The 11943-nt window shown below is 65.3% G+C and carries 5 protein-coding genes; 3 read left to right on the top strand and 2 right to left on the bottom strand.

The features are described 5' to 3' along the window. Window positions 1-60: 60 nt before the first annotated feature. Window positions 61-1149, bottom strand: a complete 1089-nt coding sequence (locus tag PXH66_RS18050; RefSeq protein ID WP_330931089.1) for a LacI family DNA-binding transcriptional regulator — start codon at window positions 1147-1149, stop codon at window positions 61-63. 159 nt (window positions 1150-1308) lie between these two features. Here PXH66_RS18050 and rhaM point away from each other — a divergent pair, with 159 nt between their 5' ends. The 3 genes from rhaM to PXH66_RS18035 are packed head-to-tail and all read left to right on the top strand — an operon-like array spanning window position 1309 to window position 7140. Further along, window positions 1309-1623, top strand: a complete 315-nt coding sequence (rhaM, locus tag PXH66_RS18045) for an L-rhamnose mutarotase (RefSeq protein ID WP_330931090.1) — start codon at window positions 1309-1311, stop codon at window positions 1621-1623. Window positions 1624-1677: 54 nt separating this feature from the next. Then, entirely contained in the window at window positions 1678-4428 is a 2751-nt protein-coding gene (locus tag PXH66_RS18040; RefSeq protein WP_330931091.1) for an exo-rhamnogalacturonan lyase family protein, read from the top strand. Window positions 4429-4467: 39 nt separating this feature from the next. Next, window positions 4468-7140: a DUF6797 domain-containing protein gene (locus tag PXH66_RS18035; RefSeq protein WP_330931092.1), complete on the top strand. Its 2673-nt coding sequence runs from the start codon at window positions 4468-4470 to the stop codon at window positions 7138-7140. Between the two features lie 110 nt (window positions 7141-7250). On the opposite strand, the gene PXH66_RS18030 is transcribed toward PXH66_RS18035, so the two are convergent. Then, window positions 7251-11849, bottom strand: a complete 4599-nt coding sequence (locus PXH66_RS18030) for a glycosyl hydrolase (RefSeq protein ID WP_330932095.1) — start codon at window positions 11847-11849, stop codon at window positions 7251-7253. Between the last annotated feature and the right edge of the window lie 94 nt (window positions 11850-11943).

The raw sequence follows: 11943 nt of genomic DNA, 5'->3' as shown, positions 1-11943 counted from the left end.
CGCGCTTTCGGCCCGTCGGGCGTGTTTCCACGATGACGGGAGTGCGCGCGAGCTCGCGGCTTACTTGGCGGTCGCTGTCTGCCGTTTGCGCGGCGCGGCTTTTTTCTTGGTGGTCGCGGCGACGGTTGGCTTCACCTTGGCCAGCGTATTTCCCTCCACGAGCAGGGCGGGCAAGGTGGTGAGCGACGGCTCGCGGGGGACGCCGAGTTCGTTGTGCAAAAGCTGGGCGGTGACGAGTTCCGCCGACCGGGCGCCAAGCTGACCGCTTTGGAAATCGAGCGCGGTGCAGCCGGTCTGGGCGCGGAGGGAATTCAGACACACGTAGCTGTGCGTCTCGGGCACGCGGGCACCGGCCTCCTTCATCCACTGGAGGGCGTCGCTGTCATGGCCGAAGACCACGTCCGGATTGTGTTTCTTAAACCAGATCAGAAACTCCTTTTTGGAAATTTTGGCCAGCCGCAGCGGCGGCACCTCGGTGATGTCGGGCAGGTATTTTTGGAGCGCGACGAACGCGCCTTCCCAGCGAAACTGCAGCCGCTCGTCCAGCGGGATTTCCATGTAGAGACCGGGGCGGCGATAGCCGCGGCGATGGGTCTCGTTGAGTAGGGCCACCATGGAGCGGTAGTGGTCCGAGCACACACAGTGCAGACCAGGGCGATCGATAAAGTAATCCGTGTAAACAGCGGTGTAGCGGTTCCAGTTCAGCGCGGTCAGATCGGGGAATCCGACGGCCGGCAGGATGATGAGCGCCTGGATGCCCCGCGTGTGCATGATCGTATCCAGCCGCTTGAGGTGCATGCCCTTGGGGCCGACCTCGAAACGTTCCGCCTTGAAACCAAGTTCATCGGCGCGGCGGTCAATGCCCGCCACCACCGCGTCGGCGTAGCGTTGCGCGTGGGGCGAGCGGTCTTCGGGCACGAAATCGATGATGCCGATGACCCCGCGGAACTCCTGTCCGCCGGAACGGCGCAGCAGCGACATGACGGTGCCGGTGAGCGGATTGCGTTGATAACCGGCGGCGTCGGCGGCTGCCCGCACGCGCTCGATCGTCTTGGCCTTGACGCGAGGGGAACCGCGTAGGGCGTCGGAGACGGTGGTGCGAGAGAGGCCTAATTCCTTGGCCAGAGTGCGCAGGGTGGGGTTTGGCATGCGGACAGTTTGAAACGACACGCCGGGCATGAATTGGTTTCAAACAAAAAGGGCGCGGATCGAATTAAATCGGACTGTCCAAGCGAGGTTCTCATGGCGGCGGCTCCGGCGGAGATTTGTGGTGATCCTCACCCCGCCGCCCCGCATGTTGTCCCCATCATGATTCGCCAAGCTTTTGTCATGTCCGTCGATCCCGGACAGGAACTCGAATATGAGTGCCGCCACCGTCCGATTTGGCCGGAACTCGAGGCGGTGCTGAAGGCGCACGGGGTGCACAACTACTCGATTTTTCTGCTGCCCGAGACCCGTCAACTCTTCGCTTACGCGGAGATCGAGGACGAGGCGCGCTGGCAGGCGATCGCCCAAACGGACGTCTGCCAGAAATGGTGGCGGCACATGGGGGACGTCATGCCCTCGAACTCTGATCACAGCCCCGTGAGCGCCCCGCTGCGCGAGGTTTTTCACTTGGACTAGGGGTTGCGATCCCGCGTCCGTTCAATCTGTAACCCGACTCACTCCTCCTACCTCATGTCCACTGTTACCCGCCGCGATTTCGTGCGCACGGCCGCTCTTGCCACCGCCGCCGCTAAATTTGTTTCCACCGCCACCGCGCAGACCGCGCCCGGACGCAGCAGTCCGACCATGCCGCGGGCCACCGCCGCCGGGGCCGCGCCCGTGCGTTGGCTCGATGATGCCGCGCCCGCCGTTTTCGGCGGGACGACCTGGGGCGTGTCCTGGCCGCAGGGGCGGCACCCGGCGACGGCTCGTTTCGCGCTGACCAGCGCCGAGGGTGCCGCCGCACCGGTGCAATCCTGGCCGTTGGCCTATTGGCCGGATGGATCCCTCAAGTGGACCGCTCACGCGGCGCCGGCCGACGTGCCGTTGTCCGGTCACTATGAACTCGCGGCCGGCACGCCGGCCTCGCCAAACCGGCCGCTCAACACCCGGATCACGGCCGAGGGCATTTTCGTTGATACTGGCGTGATCCAGGCGCACATCGCCCAACAGGGCGATGTGCTGGTGCCCGCCCTGACGCGGGGAGGCGAAACCATCGCCCAAGCGGGTCGCCTGGTCTGCCTGCTGGAAGATCGTAGTGCGCCCGGCACGACGCGGGAAAAGGCGTTTGCGGGTCGCATCGATGCCGTGACGTTGGAATCAGACGGCCCCGTGCGTGCCGTGGTCAAGATCGAGGGGCGTCACGCCGATGCCAAACGCACCTGGCTGCCGTTTGTGGTGCGCCTCTATTTTTACGCCGGCGGCGACACCGTGCGGGCGATGCACACCATCACGTTCGACGGGGATGAGGATCATGATTTCATCAAAGGCCTCGGGCTGCGTTTCGACGTGCCGCTGCGCGGCGAGCTCTATGATCGTCACGTGCGGTTTGCGGGACAGGACGACGGCCTTTTTGGCGAAGCCGTGCGCGGCCTCACCGGTCTGCGACGTTTCCCGGGCCGCGAGGTCACGGCTGCGCAAGTCGCGGGCGAGGCGACCCCGCCATTGGCGGACTGGCAGCAGAACGTGGTGGAACGGTTGCAATACATCCCCGCCTACGACGAGTGGACGCTCAGTCAACCGAACGCGGACGGGTTTCAAATTCGCAAGCGCACTCAGGCCGGTTACACGTGGTTGACCTCCGCCCAGGGTCAACGGGCCGGGGGCTCGGGCTACATCGGCACGCCGCAGGGCGGGCTCGCCTTTGGGTTGCGCAACTTTTGGCAAAGCTATCCCGCGCAGCTCGATATCCGCGGAGCCACCACGGCCGCCGCCACGGTGACGGTGTGGATGTGGGCCCCGGAGGCACCCGCCATGGACTTGCGGTCCTATCACGACGGACTCGGGCAGGACACTTACGAAAAGCAATACAACGGTGGTCTCAACATCACCTACGAAGACTACGAGCCCGGTTTTGACACCCCGGCGGGAGTCGCCCGCACCAGTGAGCTGTTTTTCACCGTGTGCGCCGCCACGCCCTCACGGGAACGCTTGGCGGAACTGGCAGCAGCCGTGCGCGAGCCGGCTGTGCTCACCACCACGCCGGAGCATCTGCATGCCAGCCGTGTGTTCGGCGATATCTGGACGCCGGTCGACCGCTCGACCCCGGCCCGGACGGCCATCGAGGACAAGCTCGACTGGTATTTCGAATTCTACCGCGATCAACAGGAGCAACGCCGCTGGTATGGGTATTGGAATTATGGAGACGTCATGCACACCTACGACAGCGACCGCCACGAGTGGCGTTATGACATCGGGGGGTTTGCGTGGGACAACTCCGAACTGGCGACCGACATCTGGCTGTGGATGCAGTTCCTGCGCAGCGGCCGGGCGGACTTGTTCCGTTTTGCCGAGGCGATGACGCGGCACACGGGCGAAGTTGACGTGCATCACATCGGCAAATTCGCCCCGCTCGGTTCGCGACACAATGTCCTGCACTGGGGCTGCAGCGCGAAGCAGTTGCGCATCAGCACGGCCGTCAACCGGCGTTACTATTACTACCTCACCGGCGATGAGCGGGTGGGGGATCTCATGCGCGCGCAGGTCGAAGCCGGCCGGGCGTTGTTACGCGTGCCGCCGACCCGCAAACTCGCCTCGGCGGAAGTGGCGGGCGATCTGGCCCGGGCCGAATCAAAGGATCAGGACAACGTGGGACTCGGTTTCGGCACCGATTGGGGGTCGCTGGCCGGTGCATGGCTCACCGAATGGGAACGCACGGGCAGTGAACTGATGAAGCAGCGTCTGCTGAATGGCATGCGCTCGATCGGCGCCCAGCCGCATGGATTTTTCAGCGCGGGCGTCACCATGAATCTTAACACCGGGGAGTTCTCCATCGCCGCTCCCGACGAGATCGGTCTTTCCCATCTCAATGCGGTGTTCGGGCTCGTGGAGGTCTGCGCGGAACTCATCCAGAACTTCGATGTGCCGGAATTCCGGCAGGCCTGGCTGGACTACTGCGAACTTTACAGTGCGGACCGGACGACGCAGGAAGCCCGACTCGGGCAGGGCCTGCGAGGCAACAGCCTGCGCCAGGGTCACTCCCGCCTCACGGCCTACGCCGCGGTGAAGCTCGACCGCGACGACCTCGCGGCGCGTGCCTGGGATGAATTCAAGGGCAACAACCGTTGGGAAACGTTCGAGCCGTCGCGTCGTGAATTGACCGGTCCGGACGTGCTCCGTCCGGTTGAGGAAGGCCCGGGGGTTTCGACCAACAGCACCAACCAATGGAGCCTGGCGGCGATCGAGTGTCTCGCGCTCATCGGCCGGAGTGCCCCGAAATCCTAGGTTGGCCCCGGTCGCGTTTTACTGGCGTAGGTGCACCACATGATCGGACGCGGACTGTTGATCCTTTCCGTCGCGTGGCCGCTCGGCGTCCTGTCTCCGGTCCTGGGGCAGGGGCGGGGCGCCGCGCGCGGCGAGCGGCCGATGTATTCGGATTACCGCGACGCGACGACGCCGCTGTTTGAGACAACGCTCGATTTGCGGGAAAGTGCATCGCCGGTGGCGGCGGGCAACCTCGCGCCGCGGGTGGTCGCGTTGACGCTCGGTGAGAATGTGGCCGTGGGATTTGATACGGAGTTGCTGCGTCTGGCGGCGATCTGGCGGGGGCGCCGATTGACGCCGAGGGGGCTCGCCACGCGTTCCTATGCCACGACCTTTGGCAAGGCTCCTCCGGGGCAAAGCGACCTGCCGGAGCCGGGCGGTCCGTTGGTCGCGTCCACCGGACTGCACCCGGGCTGGCACACGCGCGGGGCCGAGGCATGGAGCGACCCGCGACCTCGTTGGTTGGCGGAGAACGAGTTGGGACGCGGACCCTTGCCGCGCGAGGTTGGACAATGGCGCGGCGTGGCGGATCGGGGCGACGGTGTGAGCCTGCACTACGAGGTGAGCGGCGCGCAGGTGGAGGAGCGTTATCGGGCGCGAACCACGCCGAAGGGCATCGCGGTGGAACGCTGGATCAAGCTCACCGGAGCGGGCGCGCCGCGCGTGTTGTCGCTGGTCGATTTTGGGGCGGATGACGAGGCGGCGCAGCGGGTCCGGGCCGCGAGCGCAGGCGTCGCATGGCGAGCGGGAAATCATCTCGTGGCGGAACTTCCTTCGAACGACCGCCCGCACGAGATGGTAATTCGTTATGAACTGAATGCCGACGATACCTTGCAACGGATCGTCGTGGCGGAGGCAACCCCGCCAGCCTGGACCACGGCGTCGCCGCGAACGGGGCCGCGCTGGCCGGAGCGAGTGGAGATGACCTTTGAGGATCCGCGGGGCGATGGGGCCTATCGAGTGGAGAATCTGGCGCTGGCTTATCCGAATCCGTGGGCGCGTCGCATCCGGCCGGTGGATCTCGTGTTTCGGGCGGATGGCAGTGCCACGGTGCTGACGTTTGACGGCGATGTTTACCGCGTGGAAGGGTTGCACACGGCGACGTCGACTTGGCGTCGGATTGCGGCGGGTTTTAATGAACCGCAGAGTCTCGCGGAACGCGACGGCGAGATCTTCGTTTTCAGTCGGTTGGGGATTACACGATTGGTGGACAACGACGGCGACGGAGAGACCGATTATTACGCGCTGTTCAGCAATCGGTTCGTCCAGAGTGCGGAGTCCCGGGACATGCCGATGACGCTCACGGCGTTGCCCGATGGGAGTTTTCTCATCTGCAAAGGTGGGCAGCAGATCGAAAATCTGTCGCCGCACAGTGGGCGCGTTTTGCGGGTGTCGGCGGACGGCCGGGAGGCGGAGGTTTACGCGAGCGGCATCCGCAACGGCTACGTGGCGCAGGACCCGCTGACGGGATTGATCACGGCCAGCGACCAGCAGGGGAACTGGGTGCCCTCGACGCCGCTTTTGGTGCTGGAGCCGGGTGGGTTTTACGGGTTCGGCCAGAGCGTGCCGGAGGAGCCACCGGCGACGTCGGCCCCGGCGTTGTGGATCCCGCATCGGGTTTCCCAATCGGGCATCAAACAAGTGTGGGCCCGGGACGAGCGACTGGGCTCGTTGCAAGGTTCGATGTTGTGGCTCGATTATCAGGGCCCGCGATTGCTCAAAGTGATGCTCGATCCGGAGCATTGGCGGGAGCAGGCGGCGGTGATGCCGGTGCCGGTGGACGTGGAGGTGCCGCTGTTGGGCGCCGCCATCAATCCGGTCGACGGACGTTTCTACATGGTGGGATTCCAAATTTGGGGATCCAACGCCAAACGCCATGAAGGCTTGTCGCGCCTGAGTGTGGTGGCGGGGGTCGATGCCTTGCCTGTGCGAGCGCGCGGCTTTCGCGAGGGCGTGCTGTTGGAGTTTCCGTCTCCGCTCGATCCCACCCTCGCTGGCGATCCCGGTAGTTACGAGGCCCGCAGTTGGGAATATCGACGCACGCCTGCGTATGGTTCGGCGCAATACCGGGCCGATGGGTCATTCGGCGAAGACCCTTGGGACGTCCATCGCGTGCTCGTTTCGCCGGATCGGCGGCGGGTGTTTCTGGCGATCAAGGACTTGCGACCGACGATGCAATTTGCGTTGGACTACAACCTGTTTGGCGATTGGACCTCGGCCTATTTCACCTTCCATGAGCTGGAGAAATTTGATCCGTCGGACGAAGGATTTGAGGTCACAGACATGACCACGGTATTCGCGCACGAGCGGGCACCTCGCACCGTGCGGCGGGAAGAGACGGCAATCTCGGCGGAGCGGGGCCAGCAGCTCTACGAGCAATATGCGTGCATCGGTTGCCATTCGATCGACGGCTCCATGGAAGGTAAGATCGGACCCTCGTTTGCCGGTCTGTATTGGAAGGACCGCGAGTTGACCAATGGAGAAACCGTGAGTGCGGATGATGCCTACCTGCGTCGATCGATCCTGCGCCCGGAGTTTCAGGTGGTGGCAGGTTTTGGCGGCGACGACGCCAGCATGCCGTCGTTTCAAGGCATCTTGAATCGCGACGATCTGGCCTCGTTGGTGCTGTTCATCAAATCGTTGGCCAGTGTGCCCGAGGACGCGCCGGAATAGGCGGTCGTGGGCACATTGCTTGGGGAGGGGCCGGTTCCACCCGGTCCGCTTTGCCTTTTCGGTTGGCGTGTTGAGGGGCAGTGGCGGACGACGTGGAAGTCGTCCCTCGGCTACGGCTGCAGGTGCCGGACGAGAAACGGGATGAAGCGGTCCCAGTCTCCGGGCACGGTGCCGTGGCCGCCGGTGTGCATGGTGTAGGCGAGCGTATCGCCAACGAGGATACCGGTGGTGGGAAACGCATCAGTTGCTGGACCGGATTGGCCGAGTAATTCGTAGACCGGTCGCGCCGCGAGCAATGACAACCATTCGCCTTCGGGGTCGGACCAGCGGTCGGTGTCGCCGGTTTGCAGCAACAGGGGTCGGGGCGCGATGAGCGAGACCAGCAGGTGGCCGTCGACCGGCGAAGTGTTCGGGTCGGCCGCCGCGTTCGCGTAGTTGGCGGCGAATTGATAGGGATAGCGGGTCGGCGCGACCAGATGTGCGACGGTTTCGCCGTAGTTGCGGCGACTCAGCGCGGCCCCGCCTTCGCCGGACACACTGGCGATCACGGCGGCAAAGCGCGGATCGTGCGCCGCCGTCCAAAGCACGGTTTTGCCGAGACGGGACACGCCGAACAAGGCGACGCGGTCCGCGTCGATCGCGGGGTCGGTGGCAAAATAATCGAGCGTATGACTGAGTCCCCAGGCCCATGCGGAGATCGTGCCCCACTCGTCGGGCGCGGGCTGGTTCTGTCCGGGCGCGAGAAAAGGCGCGCGCACGCCGGCGGCGATGGCCCCGAGGGCATCGGGGTCGATATCGGTGTAGTTGACCGTGGCGACGCCGAGTCCGGCGGCCATCAGGCGCGGCACGTCGAGTTGCCCAAAACGGCGATTGCCAGTGGCGGGCACGCGACGTTGTTCACGTGCATCCCAGCGCTCGCCGACCTTCACGCCGGGATCGCCGACGGCGAGATTGTTGGCGGTGAAACTCGCCTGGAGTAGCAACGGCACCGGGCCGTCGGCATCGGCCGGCACGTAGGTCAGGAGCTCCATCTTCGGCCCGGTGCGATCGGGGGTGAACCAAATCGTGACCTGTCGGCGAATCGCTTGGCCGTCGAAGGCGGACGTGCCCGCCTCGAACACGTCGTAGGTGAGCTCAGCCGGCGGTGGTGGAGTGCGGCCGAACTGGTGGTCTTCAAACAATCGCACGATCTCGGGCCGGCGTTGCTCCCGCCATTGCTGAGCGGTCTTCACGATGCGCCCATCGTTGAAGCGGAGCGGGTCGGGCAGGTCGTAGTCAGCGATGCGGGTGGCGGTGTAGTTGACGGGAATGTCGGCGACGCTGCCATCGGGCGTGTCGGCCACGCGGTTGACCGGACGGGACTTCAGTCGCACCGGACCCATGAGGCCGGCTTCGAAGGGCTCGGTGAGTTGCCCGGTGCCGATGCCGCCGGGAGAAACGCCGGAATCGCCGAGCACTTTTTCGTCGTCGGGTAAATCGCGATCGCCGATGAGCCGGTTCGACCACTGGTTGGTGACTTTGATTTCGATCGTATTCTCGCCGGGTCGGAGCGCGCCCGTGACGTCGATTTCAAACGGGGCTTTCCACGCGAGTCCGAGCGACTGGCCGTTGACGGCAACTGCGGCGAGATCGCCGACGTGACCGAGATCCAGGATGACGGCGCGATCCGCCGGGAACCACCCGGCGGGAGCCGAGAACGTCTTGGTATAGGTGGCCGTGCCGGAGAAGAACTTGATGCCGTCTTCAGGACGATCAGTCCACGACATGAGCTCGGCAAAAGTCGCGTGTTCCGGAGCGCCGAGGTCGGACGGGAAGGCGACCTCCCACGGCCCGGAGAGCGAGGCGATCGATTGATCGGCGGCAGTGGCGGTGGTGGTGCGGGAGGAGTCCGGAGCCTCGCGCCGGAAGACGACGAATACGGCTTCGTGCGGCGCAAGCTCCAACGGCACGACGGTGCGGTCTCCGTCGGTGCGAAAATCGGCCAGCTCGATCCGGCCGGTGTCGGCGTGCCAGATTTCGACATCGCGGTGCGCGACCCGAAACCGTGTCTCCAACGCGTGGGCCGTATCGGTGGTGTTGGCGACGTAGTAAACCTCGGACTCGCCGACGGTGCGATGCATCCATGCGACGTCGGCATCGAGCCCGCCCGCGTATTCGAAATCGGGTGCGAGCGGCAGGGTCGCCAAGGTTTCGGCCAGGGTGCGCCCCCAGACGACCCGGCCTTGGCCAACGTGCCGGATCGTGCGGCTGGCTCCGTCGAGATCGCCCCAAATATCGTCGGCGTGCACGCGCAGTTCGCGGTCGGCCTCCGGGTAACCCTGCAAGCTCGGCGACAGGCGCGGTTTGGGTCCGACCACGGTCGCACCGGCGGTCACGAGTTCACCGATTTTGCGGGCGAGTTCGGGGCGCATACGGTCGGTTTCGGGCAGCACGAGCACGCTCCACGACGGCCCGTCGGGCACGGTCAGTCGCCCGGCGTCGTCGACGGTGAGCCGGTGTAGCAGGACGTCGGCGTTGATGAAGTCGTAGTCGTAGCCCGCCGGAGCGGCGGGTTGCGTGCCGGCTCCCCAGATCGTCGGGGTTGACGGCGCGCCTTCGGCGAGGAGGTAGGCGATGTCGGCGACCGGCTTTCCTGCCTGCAACACGTGCGACGTGCGCGCGAAATAATCCATCAGCGGCCGCGCTTGTTCCGCCCAGGTGATGTTGCGGTGAAAGTGCGTGCCGACCATCGTGTTGCCGGGTTTGGTATCGAGCGGTTGGTGAGCCGAGGTGTGCAGCACGAGGCGGTTGATACCTTGGGCGAACCAGTAGTCGGCGACCTGCTTCAGTTTATAGGGCGATTCAAAGCCACCGCCGGTGAAGGCCTCGGCGGCGACGATGGGTTTGCCGTAGATGTGGGCGGCCGACGCCGCGCCGCGCACGTCCTGCAGATACATGAGTCGCGGGTGCAGATCGCGCACCCAGAACTCGCCCATGGGGATGTCGACCTTGCTCTTGTTGAGCAACGTGTCCTCGGGGATTTCGAGCGAGACCCCGGCCGCTTCGCTGTAAACTTGGAGGCCGTCCTCATGGAGCAGATCGGTCAGCGCGCCGTAGTGGTTTTCGGCCCAGAGGTCGGCGAGCGTGCGGCGAAAGTCCCACAGAAAACGATCGCTGGTCTCGGCGTCGCCCACGACGCGGCCGAGCAAGGTGGGTAACCAAGGCGTGGGATCGTAACCGCGCCGCGCGGCGAAATCGGCGGGCAGGTTGTCGGTCCAATTCTGATACCCGGCCTCCCAACTATCGATCAGCACGTGACTGAGGGCGGAGCCGTAGAGCGGTCCCAGCGCCTCGCGCAGCGGATCGAAGTAGCTGTGATAGTAGGCCTCCATGTGCTCGGCGCTGAGCTTGTCGGCTTCGAAACCCTGGCCGCTCGGCACGGCGGGACGGTTCTTCGCACCGGTGAGCGAGTAGCCCAGCCGCAGAACCGTCCAGCGGCCTGCCGGGGCCGCCCAGTCCAGCGTGCCGTCCGGGGCCATGTGGGCGGTGAGATCGATGACCTCGGCCGGATCGACGACGGTGGTTTCCGGCCCGGCGGGCGTGGGCACGGTGTCGTATTGAAAAAGGAAACTGAAGCCGGCCTTTTCCTCCCCGCGATGGATGCGGGCGCCGGTGTGCGGGATGGCCTCGGTGAGCACGTATTCATCAGCTGGAGACGGAGCGACTTCGCTCATGGTTTGCGCCGGGCGAATCGGGGCGCCGGTCAGCTCGATGCGTAACGCCGTGGCGACGACGGCGGGAAACGCGAACGTGCGCACGCTGCCTTGCCGATAAAGCTGGGTGCCGGGCAGGGCGACGATGGGCTCAAACGTTTCACCGTCGGCGCTGGCCAACACGCGGCCCACGGGAATACCCCCGCGACCCGCCAGAGTGAGCGCACGCAGGGTGTGGGGTTGAGCGAACCCGTAGTCCAGCGTCGCGGGGGAGCCGTCCTCGGGCGCGGGCAAGGTCAGGGCGGAGTTGAGATCGTCGTCCAGCAAGGCGGCCGCGTCGATCGGGGTGCCATTCACGGTGACGGTGGAGGGCATCAACTTCGCCGTGTCGGCTTCAGCCGCCGGAGTGCGATAGGCAATGACGGCGGCGTCGGCGTAAAACGTGAGATCGGGTGTGGTGCCCGGCCGCGGCAGCCCACCGCCAAGGTTGCGGATCGAACCATTGTTGGTCGGTGGGGAAGGGAGCACTACGCGGGACGTGTCCGGGCCGTCGATCACGGTCTCGCTCCAGACCAGTTTTTTCATGGCCTGCGCGGGTTTCACGCCGGGGCCGCCGGTAATGCTCCAGCCGGGCGAGCTGAAGATGGTCATCTCCAAACCAAGCCGCTCCGCTTCCGTTGCGGCGTGGCGCACGGCCTCGAACCAGGCGGCGCTGCCGAACGGCGTTTTGGTTTCAAGCGATTGACCGCGTCCGAAGGAAACGTCGGCAAGTTGGAAACCATCGATCCCGGCGCGCTGCATCCACTCCAGATCCTTGGTGATGCCGTCGAGGCTGACATTGCTGCCGGTCCAGTGCCACCACGTGCGGGGGCGGGCGGTGTCGGGCGGGCGCGGGAATGTGCGCTCGAGTTGCACGATCGGATCGGGTTGGGCGGGCAGCGGAACGAGACCGACGCTTAAGGTGCTCAAGGCCGCCAGAGTAAGCGTCAGCGCGTGACGAGTGGGGGTATTCATCATGGGGAAGACGGTCAGCCAACGCACCGTGGTGACGGGAGCGATGCGTTTGCCGCCGTCCAGTCAGATTTAAGCCAAAGATCGTGCTCTGACGGTC

This window comes from Synoicihabitans lomoniglobus (genome assembly GCF_029023725.1).
Taxonomy (GTDB): Bacteria; Verrucomicrobiota; Verrucomicrobiia; order Opitutales; family Opitutaceae; genus Actomonas; species Actomonas lomonigloba.
This window is presented reverse-complemented; position numbering and strand designations above follow the sequence as displayed.

Coding starts and splice junctions, on each gene's coding strand:
- PXH66_RS18050 (WP_330931089.1), bottom strand. CDS start 1,149: ATGCCAAACCCCACCCTGCGCACTCTGGCCAAGGAATTAGGCCTCTCT.
- rhaM (WP_330931090.1), top strand. CDS start 1,309: ATGATTCGCCAAGCTTTTGTCATGTCCGTCGATCCCGGACAGGAACTC.
- PXH66_RS18040 (WP_330931091.1), top strand. CDS start 1,678: ATGTCCACTGTTACCCGCCGCGATTTCGTGCGCACGGCCGCTCTTGCC.
- PXH66_RS18035 (WP_330931092.1), top strand. CDS start 4,468: ATGATCGGACGCGGACTGTTGATCCTTTCCGTCGCGTGGCCGCTCGGC.
- PXH66_RS18030 (WP_330932095.1), bottom strand. CDS start 11,849: ATGATGAATACCCCCACTCGTCACGCGCTGACGCTTACTCTGGCGGCC.